Source organism: Caballeronia sp. LZ003 (genome assembly GCF_031451465.1).
GTDB lineage: Bacteria > Pseudomonadota > Gammaproteobacteria > Burkholderiales > Burkholderiaceae > Caballeronia.
The window spans coordinates 2,074,427-2,093,565 of the sequence record NZ_JARUXJ010000001.1; the positions used below are offsets into that span (position 1 = coordinate 2,074,427).

A 19,139-nucleotide genomic window follows, 5' to 3' on the forward strand; every position below is an offset into this window, starting at 1 on the left:
GATGTCCGGCGACGAAGAAATCGCTTCTTCCAGGGCGATGGCGAGCACCGATGCCGCGTGCGCCTTTGCCCTACAATGCCGACCATCATGCCCGTTTCCGACCTCCATCTTCTGCTCCCCTTCGCGCTGCCTGCCGCAGCAGACGCCGCCACCGCGCTACACGGGCTGCAAAGCGCGGCGCTCGACAAACTCCTCGCGCGCGCGACGTTGGAAGAGCGGGTGCTCGGCGAAGACTTTCAGCGCACGCTGCCGCACGAGCGCTGGATCGCGCAACGTTTCGATGCCGCCGCGCCAAACTCCGACGAAGCGCCGCTCGCACCCTACATGCTGCTCGCCGATGGCGGCACGCCCGGCGATGCGCTCTGGGCCTGTATCGAGCCGGTTCACGTGCGCATCGCGCACGACCATCTCGTGCTCATCGATCCGGCCACGCTCGGCGTGCGCACGGAAGAAGCCCGCACGCTCTTCGATACGGCGCGGCCCGTGATCGAAGACCTCGGCATCACGCTGCAAGCGCCCACGCCGTTGCGCTGGTATGTGTCGGGCGGCGCGCTGGGCGCGCTCGCGGGCGCGTCGCCGTTGCGCGCGACGGGACGCAACATCGAAATCTGGTTGCCGCACGAAGCCCGCACGGGCGAACGTTCGCGCGCTTGGATGAAGTTGCAGAACGAAATCCAGATGGCGTGGTTCGAACATCCGGTCAACGAAGAACGCGAGTCGCGCGGCCTGCCTGCGATCAACTCCATCTGGCTGCACGGACAAGGCACGCTGCGTCCGGTCAAGAGCCCGTTCGCCCGCATCATGTCCGACGCCGCCGCCACACGCGGTCTCGCGCTCGCCTCGAACATCGCGCCCGAAGCGCCAGCCGACTCTTTCGCCGCGCTCGCCAACGGGCGAGAAGCGCAAGAAGGCACGACGCTCGTCGAACTCGATCCGTTCTCGGCGCCGTTCATCGAACAGGACTGGGCGCGCTGGAACGACTCGTTGCAGGCGCTCGAAACCGCGTGGTTCGCGCCCGCGCTCGACGCGCTCACGAACGGCACGCTCAAGAAACTCGGTATCACGCTCTGCGGCGATACAGGCTCGGTGACGCTCGGCGTCACGCGCTCGGACTTGCGCAAGTTCTGGCGACGCCGGCCGATCGCGGCGCTTTTCATCGAATAGGTCACTGACAGCATGACGCGTATCGTTACCCGCGCCGCCTCCCCCGCCGATGCCGAAGCCCTCGCGCGCCACGGCCTGCATCCCGTCATCGCGAGGCTGTATGCGTCGCGCGGCGTCACGTCGCCCGACGAAATCGAAACCGAGTTCAAGCGCCTGCACGCGCCCGTCGGCCTGAAGGGTTGCGATGCCGCCGCCGTCGTTCTCGCCGATGCGCTCGCAGCGAACAAGCGCATGCTCGTCGTCGCCGATTACGACTGCGACGGCGCGACCGCCTGCGCCGTCGCCGTGCGCGGGCTGCGCATGTTCGGCGCGGACATCGACTATCTGGTTCCGAACCGCTTCAAATATGGCTACGGGCTCACGCCGGAGATCGTCGAACTGGCGGCGCGTTCGCCACGCGGCGTACCCGATCTTCTGATCACGGTCGATAACGGCATTGCCAGCGTGGATGGCGTCGCGGCCGCCAATGCGCTCGGCATGGAAGTCGTCGTCACCGACCATCACTTGCCCGGCGACGAGTTGCCCGCCGCGCGCGCGATCGTCAATCCGAATCAGCCGGGCTGCGCGTTTCCGAGCAAATGCATCGCGGGCGTGGGCGTGATGTTCTACGTGCTGCTCGCGCTGCGCGCCGAACTGCGGCGTCGCGACACCTATGGCGATGGCCGCCCCGAACCGCGTCTCGACGGCCTGCTCGATCTGGTCGCGCTCGGCACCGTCGCGGATGTCGTGAAGCTCGACGCCAACAATCGCATTCTCGTCGCGCAGGGTTTGAAGCGGATTCGCTCGGGCCGCATGCAGCCGGGCATCGCCGCGCTTTTCCGGGCCGCGAGCCGCGATGCGCGCACCGCTTCCGGCTTCGATCTGGGCTTCGCGCTCGGACCGCGTCTGAACGCGGCGGGACGGCTGTCGGACATGTCGCTCGGCATCGAATGCCTGACGACCGACGATATCGGCCGCGCGTGGGAACTCGCGCAACAACTCGACGGCATGAACCGCGAGCGCCGCGAGATCGAAGCGGGCATGCAGCAGCAGGCGCTCGCCGAATTGCAGACGCTCGACCCCGGCGAGCGCGCCACGCTCACGCTCTACGACGCGAGCTGGCATCAGGGCGTGATCGGCATCGTCGCGGGGCGGCTGAAGGAGCGGTTTCATCGGCCGTCTTTCACCTTCGCGCACGCCGACGACAGCGGCGTGCTCTGCAAAGGCTCCGGCCGCTCGATTCCGGGCTTTCATCTGCGCGACGCCGTCGATCTCATTTCGAAGCGCGAACCCGGTCTCATCCACAAATTCGGCGGTCACGCGATGGCGGCGGGCCTCACGCTCGCCACCGCCGACATTCCGCGCTTCACGGCCGCGTTCGAGGCCATCGGACGCGAATGGCTGACGGCCGACGCGCTTTCACGCACCATCGAAACCGATGGCGAACTGGAGGACGCGTATTTCACGCCGCAATTCGTCGAACTGATCGACGCAGCCGTGTGGGGACAAGGCTTTCCGGCGCCCACGTTCTCCGGCGAGTTCGAGGTCGCGTCGCAGGCGCTCGTCAAGGACAAGCATCTGAAGCTGCAACTTCTGCGCGGGCGCCAGCGCTTCAACGCGATCTGGTTCAACCATGTCGACCCGCTCCCGGCGCGCGCGACGGTCGCTTACCGGCTCGTCAGCGATTCATGGAACGGCGTGGCGCGCGTGCAGCTGATCGTCGAACACGCGGGCTGAAAACCCGCCGGAACGGCCCGCTCGAAGCGGGAAAACCCGGTCGATCGGCTATAATTGCACCTTTTTACGAAGCCGAAGATCGACAATGGAAGCGGAACGTCTCAACGCGATCGAAAGCCTTCTGGCCGACCTGCGCCGTCGCGCGGGCGAGCTACGGGGGTATCTTTGACTACGACGCCAAGTCAGCGCGTCTAGCCGAAGTCAACAAAGAACTCGAAGACCCGAACGTCTGGAACGACTCGAAGAACGCGCAAGCGCTCGGTCGTGAGAAGAAGCTGCTGGACGGCGTGGTGTCGAAACTCACCGCGCTCGACAACGACCTGCGCGACGCCAGCGATCTCTTCGAGATGGCGCACGAGGAAGGCGACGAAGAAACGCTCGTCGCCTGCGAAACCGACGCGGAAGCACTGCGAGTGCGCGTCGAAGACACGGAATTTCGCCGGATGTTCTCGAACCCGGCCGACCCGAACAATTGCTTCATCGACATCCAAGCGGGCGCGGGCGGCACCGAGGCGTGCGACTGGGCGTCCATGCTGCTGCGCCAGTATCTTCGCTATTGCGAACGCAAGGGCTTCAAGACCGAAGTGCTCGAGGAATCCGAAGGCGACGTCGCCGGGATCAAGAGCGCGACCATCAAGGTGGAAGGCGAATATGCCTACGGCTATCTGCGTACCGAGACGGGCATTCACCGCCTCGTGCGCAAATCGCCGTTCGACTCGTCGGGCGGGCGGCATACGTCGTTCTCGTCGGTGTTCGTGTATCCGGAAATCGACGATTCGATCGAGATCGAAATCAATCCCGCCGATATCCGCACGGACACGTATCGCGCTTCGGGCGCGGGTGGCCAGCACATCAACAAGACCGACTCCGCGGTGCGTCTCACGCACGCGCCGACTGGCATCGTCGTGCAGTGCCAGAACGACCGCTCGCAGCACCGCAACCGCGCGGAAGCCATGCAGATGCTGAAGGCGCGTCTCTACGAATTCGAGATGCGCAAGCGCCAGGCCGAACAGGACAAGCTCGAATCGAGCAAGACCGATGTGGGCTGGGGCCATCAGATCCGCTCCTATGTGCTCGACCAGAGCCGCGTGAAGGACCTGCGCACCAGCGTGGAAATGAGCAACACGCGCGCCGTGCTCGACGGCGACCTCGACGACTTCATCAGCGCGAGCCTGAAACAGGGCGTTTGAGTTTCGCGGCGCGGATACCGGCTTTCGGTATCCGCGCTTTCGTCTGGCCCTCGCCGCGCCGCATCCCACCGTATCGAAAGCTACACATCATGACCGAACCGACTCAAGCGGGCGCCGCGCCCGAACTGGAAGAAAACCAGATCATCGGCGAGCGTCGCGACAAATTGCGCGCGCTGCGCGAGCAAGGCGTCGCTTATCCGAACGACTTTCGTCCGACGCATCAGGCCGCCGCGCTGCAAGGCGAATTCGCCAATACCGACAAGGAAGCACTCGAAGCCAATCCCCTGCCCGTGGCGCTTGCCGGCCGCATGATGCTCAAGCGCGTGATGGGCAAGGCCAGCTTCGCGACGGTCCAGGACGGCAGCGGCCAGATCCAGTTCTTCATCACGCCCGCCGACGTCGGCGCCGAGACTTACGACGCCTTCAAGAAGTGGGACCTGGGCGATATCGTCGCCGCGCGCGGCGTCCTGTTTCGCACGAACAAGGGCGAACTGTCGGTGCGCTGCACGGAACTGCGCCTGCTTTCGAAGGCGCTGCGTCCGCTGCCCGACAAGTTTCACGGCCTTGCCGATCAGGAAATGCGCTATCGCCAGCGTTATGTCGATCTGATCGTCACGCCGGAGTCGCGCAAGACCTTCATGGCGCGGACCAAGGCGGTCACGTCCATTCGCAATTTCATGGCGCAGGCGAGCTTCATGGAAGTCGAAACGCCAATGCTGCACCCCATTCCGGGCGGCGCGGCGGCCAAGCCTTTCGTTACGCACCACAACGCGCTCGACATGCAGATGTTTCTGCGCATCGCGCCGGAGCTGTATCTGAAGCGGCTGATCGTCGGCGGCTTCGAGCGTGTGTTCGAGATCAATCGTAATTTCCGGAACGAAGGCGTGTCGCCGCGACACAACCCGGAATTCACGATGATGGAGTTCTACGCCGCATACACGGATTATCACTGGCTCATGGACTTCGTCGAGCAACTGATCCGCCAGGCGGCAATCGACTCGCTCGGCACCGCGAGCATCACGTATCAGGGCCGCGAACTCGATTTTTCGAAGCCGTTTCATCGGCTGACGATCAATCAGGCTATTCAAAAATACGCGCCGCAATACACCGACGCGCAACTCGGCGACGCCGCGTTCCTGCGCACGGAATTGAAAAAGTTCGGCGTGGATACGACGCAACCGGCGTTTTTGAATGCGGGCATTGGCGCATTGCAATTGGCGCTTTTCGAAGAGACGGCTGAATCGCAATTGTGGGAGCCGACATATATCGTCGATTATCCAATCGAAGTGTCGCCGCTCGCGCGTGAGTCGGACAGCGTGGCGGGCATCACGGAGCGCTTCGAGTTGTTCATCACGGGCCGCGAGATCGCCAACGGCTTTTCCGAATTGAACGATCCGGAAGATCCGGCCGCGCGCTTTCAGACGCAAGTCGATCAGAAAGACGCGGGCGACGAAGAAGCCATGTTTTTCGATGCCGACTATATTCGCGCGCTCGAATACGGCATGCCGCCGACAGGCGGCTGCGGAATCGGCATCGACCGGCTAGTGATGTTGCTGACCGACAGCCCGAGCATCCGCGACGTCATTTTGTTCCCGCATCTGCGTCGCGAGGACTGAGTTAGTGGCGCTGACAGTGATGTCAGCGCTGTCTTGCAGCATCGCTTCTGATTAATGCCCCATCAACACGGCGGCAATCTGCGCGAACAGAATTTTCAGAATGGTCATCGACGGGAAAATCATGGCATAGCCGATATCCGGTTTATCGGTTGGCGTCACGCGATTGGCAAACGCCAGAATGGCGGGATTTCCCGTAGCACCGCTGAGAACGCCAATGGTGGTATCGAACGGCAGCTTGAAAATCACCAAGCAGAAAAACGCCGTCACGAGCACTAACGCAATCAGAATCACCGCGCCGTAAAGCAGGAGCGAAACACCCGTCGCCCCTACTTCGGCAAAGAATTTCGGTCCGGAAGCAATCCCGACTTGTGCCAGAAACATGGTCAACCCGAAGTTCCGCAGAACCAGATTCGCCGACAATGGCACGCTCCAGATAAATGGCCCCGAGCGACGAATCTTCCCAAGATAAAGCGCGGTCAAAAGCAGCGCCGCAAGCCCGAGCGTCAGTTTTCCCACGCCGGGCACGGGAATCGGAATCATGCCAATGAGCAGGCCAATCGCGGCGCCAACGCCAATTGAGATGAAGCTGAGTTCGGCCGTCCCTTTGATCGAGTCGCCGAACAGTTTGCGAACCGCTTTGGCATGCGTCCGATTCACCAGCAACCCGACCCTGTCTCCGGATTCCAGAATCAGATCGACGTGAGGCAACATGTCGGCGTCGCCTCTGCGCACATGAGCAATCGAGCAGACGACGCCATCGGGAAATCGAATGTCCCCAATGCGCTGCCCGGTCATGACCCGGCTCGATACGAACACGCGCAGGTAATCCAGATCTTCCCGATGCCGCGTGATCCTGCCCGGTTGAACCTCGCCGATGAGTGTGGCCGCCTCCTCCAGCGCGGCCGGCTCCAATGCCGTTGCCAGCAGGACATCGCCGGTTTGCAGAACGAAATCCGCGGTCGGCAGCCGGTTGCGATGCGCGCGGCGAACGGCGGCAATGGTCACGCCATCCGGCAACTCCGCATGAAGTTCGACTGCGCTGAGACCGACGAGCGCGGGATTTTGCAGGGCGATCTCCGCCGTCTCGATGTTGCTTTCGGGCGGCGCCTCGATCTTCACTTTGAGCAACGCGCCGAGGGCGTAGATCATCAGTATCGGACCGGCGACGCCGAATGGATAAGTCACGCTGTAGCCCACGGCGGCGCCATCGCTATGCAAGGTTGAGATCACGGCTTGCAACGTCGCCGTACTGGTTCCCGAGCCCGCGAACAAGCCGAGCGTTTCGTCGAGCCTGAGACCGAACGCCGGCACCAGCGAAAGCGACACGAAACCCGCCGCGACGACGCCAAGCGCCGCTGCCGCGTTGGCCCGCAATCCTTCCGCGCTCGTCAGTCCCTTGAAGAAATGCGCGCCGTATTGAATGCCGATGCCGTACAGAAACAGCAACAAGCCGAGCGTGCCGAGCAGCGCGGGCGGCAAGGCTTTCGGCGCGAATCCGCCGATTGCCAAGCCGACGAAAAGCACGGCCCCCGATCCGAGCGAGACGCCTTTGAGGCTAATCTCGCCAATCACATAGCCGAGCGCGATCGTGAGGAACAACGTGAAGAGCGGCTGAGCTTCGAGCAGCGTCCTGATTGCGTTCATAACGTCCTCTTGTCGATGTCAGCCGCGCCACGCATCGTCTTTCCGCTGGCAATGCGCCCGCCGACGTTCAGCCTCCCAGCAGCCTTAACGCGTGACGGGCAATCATCAATTCTTCGTTCGTCGGGATGACACAGACATCGACTGCGCTCGTCGAATCGTCGATGCGCCGTTCGTGGCGTGCATTGGCCTCGTCGTCGAGCGATACGCCGAGCCATGCCGCCGCGCGCCCCACGCGCTCGCGCACGGGCGCCGCACGTTCGCCGATGCCGCCGGTAAACACGAGCGCATCGAGCCCGCCGAGCGCGGCCGCAAGCGAGCCGAGTTCGCGCGAGATTCGATAGCAAAACAGATCGACCGCTTCGGCGGCAGCGGGTGCATCGCTCGCGAGCAGCGTGCGCATATCGCTGGAAATACCCGACACGCCGAGCAGACCGGAGCGCTTGTAGAGCAGCGTCTCGATGGCATGGGCGTCCATGCGCGCTTCCTGCATCATCCATAGCAGCACGCCGGGATCGATGCTCCCGCAGCGCGTGCCCATGACGAGCCCTTCGACGGCCGTGAAGCCCATCGTATTGGCGACGCTCTTGCCTCGATCGAGCGCCGTCATGCTCGCGCCGTTGCCAAGATGAAGCACCACGCTCTTGCCATTGGCGGCCTTTGCGCTGTATTGCGGCAGAACGCTCGCGATGTACTCGTACGACAGCCCGTGAAACCCGTAGCGCCGCACGCCGCGTTGCGTGATCTCGGGCGGCAGCGCGAAGCGCGTTGCCGCTGCGGGCTGCGTATGGTGGAAGGCCGTATCGAAACATGCGATTTGTGGCACCTGCGGATTGCGCGCTCGTATCGCGCGGATCGCTGCGAGGTTATGCGGCTGATGAAGCGGTGCGAGCGGAACGAGCGCTTCCAGTTGCGCGAGCACGTCCGTATCGACGCGCACCGGCGCTGCAAATCGTTCACCGCCATGCACCACACGATGACCCACGGCAAGCAGTTTCGCGCCGGAAGAGCGTTCACGCAGCCAGTTCAGCAAGAACGTGATCGCATTGTCGTGCCCGAGTTGTTCGCCTTCGGGCCAATGCTTTTCGTCGATGAGTTCGCCGTTCGGCCGCCTGGCCTCGAAGTACGGCTTGCCGTAGATCTCTTCGAGCTTGCCGCCGGCGACAGGATCGAGGCTGCCTTCCGTCTCGACGTATGCATGAAACTTGATGCTGGACGACCCCGCGTTGATGACCAGAACGACGTCCATACATCCCTCTAGACGATCGCGGCCGAAGGATTCTCGCGCCGCGCGAGCGCCACGAGCGAGGCCACCGCGCATGATGCGAGCCGCGTCATGATCGAATCCGCACGGCTCGTCAGGATGATCGGCACCTTCGCGCCCAGCACGATGCCCGCTGCATCCGCGCCAGCGAGAAACGACAGGCTTTTTGCCAGCAGGTTTCCGGATTCGAGGTCCGGCACGACGAGCACGTTCGCGCGCCCCGCCACCGGTGATTCGATCCCCTTGATCCTTGCGGCTTCCTCGCTGATTGCGTTGTCGAGCGCGAGCGGGCCGTCGAGAATGCCGCCCGTGATCTGCTGGCGATCGGCCATCTTGCAGAGCGCGGCGGCATCTAGCGTCGAGGGCACCTTCGAATTGACGGTTTCCATCGCGGAAAGAATCGCTACCCGCGTCTCGGCAATGCGCAATGCGTGAGCGAGATCGATGGCGTTCTGCACGATGTCGCGCTTCTGGTCGAGCGTCGGTGAGATGTTGACGGCGGCGTCGGTGATGATCAGGGCGTTTTCGCGGCCGGGAACATCCATTACGAAACAGTGGCTCACGCGCCGCCCGGTGCGCAAGCCGTTACGCGTGACCACCGCGCCCATCAGTTCGTCGGTGTGCAGCGAGCCTTTCATCAGCGCTTCCGCGCGCCCTTCATGCACGAGCTGCACCGCGACTTCCGCCGCCGCGTGGCTGTGCGGAACGTCGATGATGGGTAGATCGCCGAGATCGAGATTGCACTCGCTGGCGACCGCTTCGAGTTTGCTGCGCGAGGCTACGAGAATCGGCGCGACGAGCCCGAGCCGCGCCGCTTCGATGATGGAAGACAGAGAGTCGTGGTCGCATGGATGAGCGACCGCGGTCGGCAGCGGCGGCAAAGTGCTGGCGAAAGCGAGCAGCCGCTCGTATTTTTCGCGTTTGAATTCCATTTCATGCCCTCGATTGGCGTGAACTGCTGGCGCTTGGCGATGCACGATGAGTAGAGCACCGGCATCGATGCGCGTCGTGTGACTGCTTCGCGCCGCTGCCACGTTCGATCGTGCTGCCGCTTCTCACCGTGCCAAATCGTGGCCACGGAGCGTCTCTCTGTGCGGGTCTCGTAATCGACGGGAGGCATCGATCCTCGCGTCTGCCTTCGCGCGGCTGGGTCAGCATACGCTGCGCGAATTCGCCGGAACACACTCGGTTAGAGAACGGCCGACGCGCATCTCTGAAACGATCAGCATGGCGAATAAACGCGAAACGGCATCGACGATTGGTTATGTCGATGGGGCTTCTTGCGTCGTTGTGTTGCGAGCGATTTAGCGTTTTGCCGGGCGGTTACGGCAATGGCATTCCACGCGTTACGCGAAGACTTTCTCTTTGTGTGAGGCGCAACGCGGGAACAAGAGACCGTTCAAGAAGTGGCGCCGCCTTCGCGCGAGGAGCGCCCCGCTGACGATCAGCTTATTTCCAGCCGTTTTTGCCCGAGGCATCATCTTTTTGTAACTACTGGTAAAGGTCCAGCGGGTGTTCATAGCGTCAAATCGCCTTCAGACAGGGCAGATCACGATTGGCATTATTTGTGCTTTTCACCTTGTGCCTAGCGGTTGAGCATTTGTTACAACCGCTTAAGCATGAAATCCGGGTTTCCCCGAGAAACGTATTGCACAGACGGCATCGGCAGTATGCCGCTTATAGTCAGCGCATCTGCGCTTCCAAAGCCTCGGTACGGAGGTCCAAAAATGGATAACGGGAACAGTAAATTTACGCCGGCCACTTCGCCCTCGACAGGCAATGGTCAACCGCCACAACGGCGTCTGCATCCGCTCATCGCCACGGCGGCGGGCGCGGTGATCGTCGCGAGTCTCGTGGCCACGGCTGCGATGACGGGAATCTTCCCGCGCGCATCGAGCAATTCGGCGGATACGGCGCAGACGCAGGCGGCAGCCGTCGCGCAGCAGCAACCCAGCGCTGCGCAACAAGCCGCACAGCAGCAAGCGGCGCAACAAGCACAACAGCAGGCAGCGCAGCAACAAGCCGCTCAACAGCAAGCCGCGGAACAAGCCGCGCAGCAACGGGCGGCCCAGCAGCAAGCTCAGCAACAGCCGCCTGTTCAGCAACCGTCGTATGCACAACAGCCTCCCGCGCATCCGGCTTATTGCTCGACCTGCGGGACGGTTGAAGCCATCTCCGCCGTTCGTCAGGAAGGACACGGTACCGGCATCGGTGCGGTGGGCGGCGCGGTGGCGGGTGGCGTCGTCGGCAACCAGTTCGGCCGTGGTGGCGGACGTACCGCAATGACGCTCCTGGGCGCGCTTGGCGGCGGTCTGGCAGGCAATTCGGTCGAGAAACACGTTCGCAGCGAGACGGACTATTCGGTGCGCGTGCGGATGGAAAACGGCAAGACGCGCTACTTCACGTATAAGCAGCAACCGCCGTTCGGCGAAGGTCAACGCGTACGTGTGCAGAACGGCACGTTAGTGGCGGGTTGAGCCGTCCGCGAACACCTGCACTAGTCGCGTCGACTCGCGACAATATCCGCGCGCGCTGTTTGTCCTTGGACACTGTCGGTAAGCAAAAAGGCGGCGATCTTTTCAAATCGCCGCCTTTTCTTTTTCTCACGATGACAGTGATGCCCCTTAACCATCCCGCTGCGAGCTACGCGCCGGGTTCGGCCGCCCGCGTATCGCCATATAGCCCCACCAGACGTAGCCCGAAAAGCCGTACAGAACGAAGAGGCAAAACAGCATGACCGGCGGATCGGACGACACCAACACGAACGCCACCACGACGAGCAACACGCCCGCGAATGGCACGCGATACCGCACATCCAGCGCCTTGCCGCTGTAGAACGGCGCGTTCGATACCATCGTCACGCCCGCATAGACAGTAAGTGCAAAGGCCACCCACGGCAGCCACACGAGCTTGAGCGGCACGCGGTTATCGGTCGCGAGCCACACGAAGCCCGCGATCAACGCAGCCGCGGCCGGACTCGGCAAGCCCTGGAAATAGCGCTTGTCGACCACGCCCACGTTCGTATTGAAGCGCGCAAGCCGCAACGCCGCGCCGGAGCAATACACGAAGGCCGCGAGCCAGCCCCAACGGCCGAGATCCTTCAAAACCCATTCATACATGACGAGCGCCGGCGCGACCCCGAACGACACCATGTCCGAAAGACTGTCGAATTGCTCGCCGAACGCGCTCTGCGTGTGCGTCATGCGCGCGACGCGTCCGTCCATGCCATCGAGCACCATCGCGACGAAAATGGCGATGGCCGCGATCTCGAAGCGAACGTTCATCGCCTGGACGACAGCAAAGAAGCCGCAAAAAAGCGCCGCCGTGGTGAACGCGTTAGGCAGGAGATAAATGCCGCGTTTGCGCAAGAACTGCTGCCGTTTGGCGCGCCGCGTTTCCACGGCACCGACGTCCTGCGCGGCCTTGTTGCGCCGGAAGGCGCGCGGAGTCGCGCCGTTCATACGGTTACGGCGCGGTTTGAATGCCGCCATCGAAACCCCCGGCGTTATTCCGCGAACTCGGCGAGGATCGTCGACGATGCGGACACTTTCTCGCCAATCGAGACACGCGGACGGCTACCAATCGGCAGATACACGTCGACGCGCGAACCGAAACGAATGAAGCCATAGCGCTGACCGCGCGTGAGCGGCTCGCCCACATGCACATAGCAGAGAATACGTCGTGCGATGAGGCCCGCGATCTGCACCGACGTCACGGTATGACCGCTCGCCGTCTGCAAGACGATGGCATTGCGCTCGTTCTCCGTCGATGCCTTCTCGACCGCCGCATTCAGATACGCGCCCGGGAAGTACTGAACCTTGCTGATGGCGCCATCGACCGGCGAACGCTGCGAATGCACGTTGAAAACGTTCATGAACACGCTGATCTTGAGCGCCTCACGGCCCGCATACGGATCATGCGCGGTTTCGACCGCGACGATGCGCCCGTCGGCCGGACACAGCACGGCGTTGGCCTGCGCGGGAATGGGACGCGGCGGGTCGCGAAAAAACTGGACGACGAAGATCACGATCAGCCAGAAAATCCAGGCGAAGCCGAAGCCGCCGAGCGCCTGCACGAGAATCGCAACGACGGCCGCGATGGCGATGAACGGCCAGCCTTCGCGGGCAATGATCGGATGAGGATAGTTCATGAACGAGTTCGATGTTTTATTAAAACCGTAGGATAGCAAAAGCCGCCCGGAGCACAGGGCATCCGGACGGCTTTAGTTTCAGCAAAAAACGTGCTGCAAACACCGATCTCCACGCATGCGGAGAAAATGGCGCAAGCAGCAGGCCCCTTGGAAACGCGGTCTATCTCCACGCAAACGGAGACGGGGCAAGTTACGAACCCCTCGAAGCGAGACTTAGTTCTTCGACTGATCGACCAGCTTGTTCTTCGCGATCCACGGCATCATGGCGCGCAGCTTCTCGCCGACCTGCTCGATCTGATGCTCGGCCGTCAGACGGCGACGCGATTGCAGCGTCGGCGCGCCAGCGCGGTTTTCGATGATGAAGCTCTTCGCGTATTCGCCGGTCTGGATGTCTTTCAGCACGGCCTTCATCGCCTTCTTCGTTTCTTCCGTGACGATGCGCGGACCCGTCACGTACTCGCCATACTCGGCGTTGTTCGAGATCGAGTAGTTCATGTTGGCGATACCGCCTTCATAGATCAGGTCGACGATCAGCTTCAGTTCGTGCAGGCACTCGAAGTACGCCATTTCTGGCGCGTAGCCCGCTTCCACCAGCGTTTCGAAACCAGCCTTGATCAGGTCCACCGTGCCGCCGCACAGCACGGCTTGCTCGCCGAACAGGTCGGTTTCGGTTTCTTCGCGGAAGTTCGTTTCGATGATGCCGGCACGTCCGCCGCCGTTGGCCGCCGCATACGACAGCGCCACGTCGCGGGCCGAACCCGACTTGTCTTGTGCCACCGCGATCAGGTGCGGCACACCGCCGCCTTGCTGATACGTGTTGCGCACGGTGTGGCCCGGCGCCTTCGGCGCGATCATGATGACGTCCAGATCCGCGCGCGGGATCACCTGGCCGTAATGCACGTTGAAGCCGTGCGCGAACGCCAGCGCCGCGCCTTCCTTGGCATTGGCGTGGACTTCGTTCTTGTAGACTTCGGCGATTTGCTCGTCGGGCAGCAGCATCATGACGACATCCGCGCCCTTCACGGCTTCGGCCACTTCCTTGACCTTCAGGCCCGCGTTCTCGGCCTTGCTCCACGAAGCACCGCCTTTACGCAGGCCGACCGTCACGTTCACGCCGCTTTCCTTCAGGTTCAGCGCGTGCGCATGGCCTTGCGAGCCATAACCGATGATGGTGACTTGCTTGCCCTTGATGAGGGAGAGGTCGGCGTCTTTGTCGTAGAAAACTTTCATGGTGGTTCCTTGAGGTCTGTCTCCGCGCAGGCAGAGAAAACTAGTCGAAATGAGTGTAGGTTTAAACCTTCAGAATGCGCTCGCCCCGGCCGATGCCGGAACTGCCCGTGCGAACCGTTTCCAGAATGGCCGTGGCGTCGAGCCCCTGAATGAACGCGTCGAGTTTGTCGGATGCGCCCGTCAGTTCCATCGTGTAGGTCTTTTCGGTCACGTCGATGATGCGGCCGCGGAAGATATCCGCCATGCGCTTCATCTCTTCGCGTTCCTTGCCGACCGCTCTTACCTTGATGAGCATCAGCTCGCGCTCGATGTGGGCGCCCTCTGTCAGGTCGACCACTTTCACCACCTCGATCAGGCGGTTCAGGTGCTTCGTGATCTGTTCGATCACGTCGTCCGAGCCAATCGAGACGATGGTCAGCCGCGACAGCGAACTGTCTTCGGTCGGCGCCACCGTCAGCGTTTCAATGTTGTAGCCGCGCGCGGAAAAGAGCCCGACGACACGCGATAACGCGCCCGGTTCGTTTTCCAGCAGTACGGAGATGATGTGTTTCATGTCTTTTCCCGAGGTTTATCCAGTTGGCGTCTGCTTCGAAAAACCCGTGCGCGGCGCTCGTCCTTTGTGAAGACGGGTGCGCCCGGGCCTCGCGAGTCAAAGCCGCGTTATAGATCTTCCGAGCCGAGCAGCATTTCCGTGATGCCCTTGCCTGCTTGCACCATGGGAAATACGTTTTCGGTGGGATCGGTCTGGAAGTCGAGAAATACGGTGCGATCTTTCAGGCGCAGCGCTTCCTTCAGCGCCGGCTCGACGTCCGCGGTCTTTTCGACGCGAATGCCGACATGCCCATACGCTTCGGCGAGCTTCACGAAGTCAGGCAGCGCGTCCATGTAGGAACTGGAATAGCGCTTCTTGTATTCGATCTGCTGCCACTGGCGCACCATGCCGAGATAGCGGTTGTTGAGCGAGATGATCTTGACGGGCGTGTTGTACTGCTTGCACGTCGAGAGCTCCTGAATGCACATCTGGATGGAGCCTTCGCCCGTGATGCAGACCACTTCCTCGTCGGGAAAAGCCATCTTCACGCCCATGGCTGCCGGCAAGCCGAAGCCCATGGTGCCGAGACCGCCCGAGTTGATCCAGCGGCGCGGCTTGTTGAACGGATAGAACTGCGCGGCCCACATCTGATGCTGACCGACATCCGAACAGACGAAGGCGTTGCCGTCGGTCAGTTCATGCAGCTTCTGGACGACATATTGCGGCTTGATGATCTCGCTTTTGCGGTCGTAAGCGAGGCAGTCTTTCGAGCGCCAGCCTTCGATCTGGTCCCACCACGACTTGAGCGCCTGCGTGTCCGGGCCGTGTTCCGCCGTCTGCAACTGCTCGATCAGCTCCTTCAACACTTCCTTCACGTCGCCGACGATGGGAATGTCCACCTTCACGCGCTTGGAAATGGACGAAGGATCGATGTCGATGTGGATGATCTTGCGCGGCGACGATGCGAAGTGCGCCGGGTCGCCGATCACGCGGTCGTCGAAGCGCGCGCCAATGGCGATCAGCACGTCGCAGTTCTGCATGGCCATGTTGGCTTCGTACGTGCCATGCATGCCGAGCATGCCGAGGAATTTCTTGTCGCTCGCGCGGTAACCGCCCAGACCCATCAGCGTGTTGGTGACCGGATAACCCAGCAAATCGGCGAATTGGTTCAGTTCGCGCGATGCATCCGCGAGGATGATGCCGCCGCCGGTATAGATATACGGGCGCTTGGCCGAAAGCAGCAGTTGCACCGCCTTGCGGATCTGGCCGGAGTGGCCCTTCGTCACCGGGTTATACGAACGCAGCGACACGCTCTTCAGCGGTTCGTACTTGCACGGCGCCTTCGACACGTCCTTCGGAATGTCGATCAGCACCGGACCGGGGCGACCCGTGCGAGCAATGTAGAACGCTTTCTTGACGGTGGCGGCGAGATCGCGCACGTCCTTCACGAGGAAGTTGTGCTTGACGCAGGGCCGCGTGATGCCGACGGTGTCGCACTCCTGGAACGCGTCGAGGCCGATGGCCGCGGTCGGAACCTGCCCGCTGATGATGACGAGCGGAATGGAGTCCATATAGGCCGTGGCAATACCCGTCACCGCATTGGTGACGCCGGGGCCGGAAGTCACGAGGCACACGCCCACGTTGCCGGTCGAGCGCGCATAGGCGTCGGCGGCGTGTACGGCGGCCTGTTCGTGGCGCACGAGAATGTGCTGGATCTGGTCCTGCTTGTACAGCTCGTCGTAGATGTAGAGTACCGAGCCGCCGGGATAGCCCCAAATGAACTCGACCTTCTCGTCAGCGAGCGCGCGCATGAGCACGGTGCCGCCGATGGAGTCAGCTTCGTGAGGGGGAGTCGTATCCGACGTGGAGAATTCCGCGCTGGGCATGTTCATTCATCACCTTTCGAATTTTCGGCAAAAAATTGATCGGGTGCTCTCTGCCGGGCTTGTGGCTCGGGTTCAAGCGGCGCGTCTTGAATTGACTGGCGTGCTTCTTGGGCTCGCCTCAAAGCAGACATTTCACTTTATGATGCGAGTCGGAAAATGTAGCCCGGCGCGCGCAACGGGTCAAGAAAAAAGTTTCGGAAATCTCCGATCCGACGCTTTTCGGATAAAGCTCAGATGTAGCACAACGTTTGACGCTTGGAGCAGCGAGTACGTAAATCGGGCAACAAATCGTCCCAAATCCTCCCGGCGTGGCGAAAATTTGCTAGCATCCGCAGGTTTTCCTAGAACCCACGATCCCTTTCGACGCAAATTCGTTGCGCCGGGCTCCCAACGGATGGCATCAGACAAGGAACTTGCCGATTTCCTGGCGGGCGTCGAACGACGCGCGTTCAAACAGACCGTGTACACCGTCCGCGACGACGACGCGGCGCTGGACATCGTGCAGGACGCCATGATCAAACTGGCGGAAAAATACGGTGACAAGCCGCTTTCCGAGCTTCCGCTGCTTTTCCAGCGTATTCTCCAGAATGCGACGCACGACTATTTCCGTCGCCAGAAGGTGCGGAACACGTGGGTCAGCCTCTTTTCGTCCTTCGGAAACGCGGACGACGACGAGTTCGACCCGCTCGAATCCTTCGAATCACAAGATGGCGCACTCGGCAGCGAGAGCAGCGAGAACAAACTGGAACGCGAACAGGTACTCAACCTGATCGACGCGGAAATCCAGAAATTGCCGGCACGTCAACGAGAAGCCTTTCTCATGCGTTACTGGGAAGATATGGATGTCGCAGAGACGGCCGCCGCCATGGGCTGCTCCGAGGGCAGCGTCAAAACGCATTGTTCACGCGCCACGCACGCCCTCGCGCACGCCCTGAAAGCCAAAGGGATCACGCTATGAGTTCCGTTCTTGATTCAAAGGAAAACGAGTTCGCGCTGAAGGTAGTTCGCGCGCTGGACGAAAGTACATCGACTATTCCGGCCGCCGCGGTCGACCGGCTCGCCGAGGCGCGCCGGGCTGCCATCGCGCGCAAGAAGCCGGAGAAGGTCGCCCTGACCGCGCCCGCGTTCACGCCGGCTTTGGCCGGAGCAGGCGCGAGCCTCTCGGCGGGCGGCGCGGGTCACGACGGCTCCGAGACGCAAGGGCCGAAGGGCCTGTTCGCGCGGCTCGGCGGCTTCGGCCTCGTGTGGCCGGTGTGCGCGCTGGCTATCGGTCTGGCTGGCATCGCTTACTGGGAAGATCAGGAGCGCCGTGCCGAACTCGCCGACATCGACGCGGCCATGCTCTCCGACAGCTTGCCGCTCGACGCCTATCTCGACCACGGCTTCAACGCATATTTGACGCGTAATCACTAACGCGTATTGTCGAATCTTTCAACTGACATCAAAATTGGCGGGGAGTTTTCGGGTGAGTTACAAGCGCGGTCTCGCGATTGTCTTTAGTTGCGCGATTGCGAGTCTGGTCGCATTCGCCGCGACTTATCCGCGCTTTTACCCGGCCACCGCCGCCTTGCTCTCGACCGCCGCCGCGCCCAACGGCGCAAGTTCGGGCGCCGATTCCGGCCTTTCGCTGTCGGCGCTCTCTTCCGGCAGTCCGCTCTCGTGGAATCGTCTCACCGAAGCGCAGCACGTCGCGCTCGCGCCGTTCTCCACGCAATGGGATTCCTTCAGCGAAGAGCGCAAGCAAAAGTGGCTGAAGATCGCATCGCGCTATCACCGCATGTCGCCCGAGGCGCAAAAGCGTCTGCATCAGCGCATGGAGGAATGGACGCGCATGACGCCGGACCAGCGCAAAGTCGCGCGCGAGAACTATCAGGTTTCAAAGTCCGTCGCGCCGGAGAATCGCGAAAAGGCGTGGGATGCTTACCAGAAGCTTTCCGAAGAGCAGAAGAAAAAGCTCGCCGCCACCGAGCGCACGCGCCGTCCCACGGTCGTCAGCGCGCCGCCGACCGGCAAGAGCGAAGTGAAGGACATCAACCGGCTCGTGGCCGCACGCGAGCAAGGCCACGGCGCGGGACATGCCGAAGGCGGCTCCGGTGCGCCGGCTGCATCGCCTTCTTCCACCTCAACCGCCACGCCCGCGATTCCCAACGCCACGAGCGTCGTGCCGGCAACGCCGATTCCCGTCTCCCCGCAGCAAGCGCCTTCCATGTACAACGGCTCATGAGCGCGTCCGCTTCCACCACCACGCCTCTCTCGCCGCTCCACGCGCCCACGCTGCGCCGCCGGCTCGCGACGATGGTCTACGAAGGCGTCATCCTGTTCGGCGTGGTGTTCATCTCTGGATATTTGTTCAGCACGCTCACTCAGCAGAAAAACGGCCTTACGCATCACAACTGGCTGATGACGTGGATCGGTCTCGTGCTCGCCGCGTATTTCGTGTGGTTCTGGACGCACGGCGGCCAGACGCTGCCAATGAAAACCTGGCGCCTCAAACTGGTCGATGCCCACGGTGAGCCCGTCACGCCTGGCCGGGCTCTCGCGCGCTACGCGCTCGCGTGGCTGTGGTTCCTGCCGCCGCTCGCGCTGCATCCGCTGCTCGGGCTCGCCGTGCCGCAGACGCTCGCCGTGTTCGCAGCCTGGATCGCGCTGTGGGCGGCCGCCGTCCGGCTCGATCCGGCGCGGCAGTTTCTGCACGATCGCCTGGCTGGCACGCGCATCATCACGGCGCCGACTCCCTACAAGTAATAAGA

17 protein-coding genes are annotated in these 19,139 nt (G+C 62.2%); 9 read left to right on the top strand and 8 right to left on the bottom strand.

What is annotated here, in order from left to right:
- The first annotated feature begins 75 nt into the window (after window positions 1–75).
- From QCE79_RS09230 to lysS, 4 genes are all read left to right on the top strand, one after another.
- On the top strand, window positions 76–1,164 hold the full coding sequence (locus tag QCE79_RS09230; RefSeq protein ID WP_309843581.1) for a regulator: 1,089 nt from the start codon (window positions 76–78) through the stop codon (window positions 1,162–1,164).
- Window positions 1,165–1,176: 12 nt separating this feature from the next.
- Window positions 1,177–2,880 carry a single-stranded-DNA-specific exonuclease RecJ gene (gene recJ / locus QCE79_RS09235; protein ID WP_309843583.1) on the top strand — a complete coding sequence of 568 codons (1,704 nt, stop codon included), beginning with the start codon at window positions 1,177–1,179 and terminating at the stop codon, window positions 2,878–2,880.
- Window positions 2,881–2,965: 85 nt separating this feature from the next.
- Window positions 2,966–4,070, top strand: a protein-coding gene (gene prfB / locus QCE79_RS09240) for a peptide chain release factor 2 (RefSeq protein ID WP_244825612.1) whose coding sequence is annotated in 2 segments (ribosomal slippage) — window positions 2,966–3,046 and window positions 3,048–4,070 — 1,104 coding nt in all. Because the reading frame shifts where the segments join, the coding sequence is not laid out codon by codon here.
- An 89-nt stretch (window positions 4,071–4,159) separates the two neighbouring features.
- Complete coding sequence (gene lysS / locus QCE79_RS09245; protein WP_309843586.1) at window positions 4,160–5,686, top strand: lysine--tRNA ligase; 1,527 nt, start codon at window positions 4,160–4,162, stop codon at window positions 5,684–5,686.
- A 51-nt stretch (window positions 5,687–5,737) separates the two neighbouring features.
- Here lysS and QCE79_RS09250 read toward each other — a convergent pair whose 3' ends face one another.
- The 3 genes from QCE79_RS09250 to QCE79_RS09260 form a co-directional block, all read right to left on the bottom strand.
- Complete coding sequence (locus tag QCE79_RS09250; protein WP_309843589.1) at window positions 5,738–7,330, bottom strand: TrkA C-terminal domain-containing protein; 1,593 nt, start codon at window positions 7,328–7,330, stop codon at window positions 5,738–5,740.
- Between the two features lie 67 nt (window positions 7,331–7,397).
- The gene (locus QCE79_RS09255) at window positions 7,398–8,576 is read right to left on the bottom strand and encodes an acetate/propionate family kinase (protein ID WP_309843591.1); all 1,179 of its coding nucleotides are present in this window, start codon (window positions 8,574–8,576) and stop codon (window positions 7,398–7,400) included.
- 8 nt (window positions 8,577–8,584) lie between these two features.
- The gene (locus QCE79_RS09260) at window positions 8,585–9,523 is read right to left on the bottom strand and encodes a phosphate acetyltransferase (protein WP_250465192.1); all 939 of its coding nucleotides are present in this window, start codon (window positions 9,521–9,523) and stop codon (window positions 8,585–8,587) included.
- Between the two features lie 795 nt (window positions 9,524–10,318).
- On the opposite strand from QCE79_RS09260, the gene QCE79_RS09265 reads away from it, so the two are divergent.
- On the top strand, window positions 10,319–11,068 hold the full coding sequence (locus QCE79_RS09265) for a glycine zipper 2TM domain-containing protein (RefSeq protein WP_244825622.1): 750 nt from the start codon (window positions 10,319–10,321) through the stop codon (window positions 11,066–11,068).
- Window positions 11,069–11,215: 147 nt separating this feature from the next.
- On the opposite strand, the gene pssA is transcribed toward QCE79_RS09265, so the two are convergent.
- The 5 genes from pssA to QCE79_RS09290 form a co-directional block, all read right to left on the bottom strand.
- Entirely contained in the window at window positions 11,216–12,082 is an 867-nt protein-coding gene (pssA, locus tag QCE79_RS09270) for a CDP-diacylglycerol--serine O-phosphatidyltransferase (RefSeq protein WP_244825623.1), read from the bottom strand.
- A gap of 14 nt (window positions 12,083–12,096) precedes the next feature.
- Window positions 12,097–12,741 carry a phosphatidylserine decarboxylase gene (locus tag QCE79_RS09275; protein ID WP_244825625.1) on the bottom strand — a complete coding sequence of 215 codons (645 nt, stop codon included), beginning with the start codon at window positions 12,739–12,741 and terminating at the stop codon, window positions 12,097–12,099.
- A 213-nt stretch (window positions 12,742–12,954) separates the two neighbouring features.
- Window positions 12,955–13,971, bottom strand: a complete 1,017-nt coding sequence (gene ilvC, locus QCE79_RS09280; RefSeq protein ID WP_244825627.1) for a ketol-acid reductoisomerase — start codon at window positions 13,969–13,971, stop codon at window positions 12,955–12,957.
- A 61-nt stretch (window positions 13,972–14,032) separates the two neighbouring features.
- Window positions 14,033–14,524 carry an acetolactate synthase small subunit gene (gene ilvN, locus QCE79_RS09285; protein ID WP_035939651.1) on the bottom strand — a complete coding sequence of 164 codons (492 nt, stop codon included), beginning with the start codon at window positions 14,522–14,524 and terminating at the stop codon, window positions 14,033–14,035.
- Window positions 14,525–14,631: 107 nt separating this feature from the next.
- Window positions 14,632–16,395 carry an acetolactate synthase 3 catalytic subunit gene (locus tag QCE79_RS09290; RefSeq protein ID WP_244825629.1) on the bottom strand — a complete coding sequence of 588 codons (1,764 nt, stop codon included), beginning with the start codon at window positions 16,393–16,395 and terminating at the stop codon, window positions 14,632–14,634.
- A gap of 388 nt (window positions 16,396–16,783) precedes the next feature.
- Here QCE79_RS09290 and QCE79_RS09295 point away from each other — a divergent pair, with 388 nt between their 5' ends.
- The 4 genes from QCE79_RS09295 to QCE79_RS09310 are packed head-to-tail and all read left to right on the top strand — an operon-like array spanning window position 16,784 to window position 19,134.
- Window positions 16,784–17,347, top strand: a complete 564-nt coding sequence (locus tag QCE79_RS09295; protein ID WP_309843602.1) for an RNA polymerase sigma factor — start codon at window positions 16,784–16,786, stop codon at window positions 17,345–17,347.
- Complete coding sequence (locus QCE79_RS09300) at window positions 17,344–17,802, top strand: DUF3619 family protein (RefSeq protein ID WP_250526003.1); 459 nt, start codon at window positions 17,344–17,346, stop codon at window positions 17,800–17,802. The genes QCE79_RS09295 and QCE79_RS09300 overlap by 4 nt, the downstream gene beginning before the upstream one ends.
- Before the next feature lie 52 nt (window positions 17,803–17,854).
- Entirely contained in the window at window positions 17,855–18,613 is a 759-nt protein-coding gene (locus tag QCE79_RS09305; RefSeq protein ID WP_309843605.1) for a DUF3106 domain-containing protein, read from the top strand.
- Window positions 18,610–19,134, top strand: coding sequence for an RDD family protein (locus QCE79_RS09310; protein WP_309843608.1), 525 nt, complete (start codon window positions 18,610–18,612; stop codon window positions 19,132–19,134). Before QCE79_RS09305 ends, QCE79_RS09310 begins: the two co-directional genes overlap by 4 nt.
- Window positions 19,135–19,139: the final 5 nt, after the last annotated feature.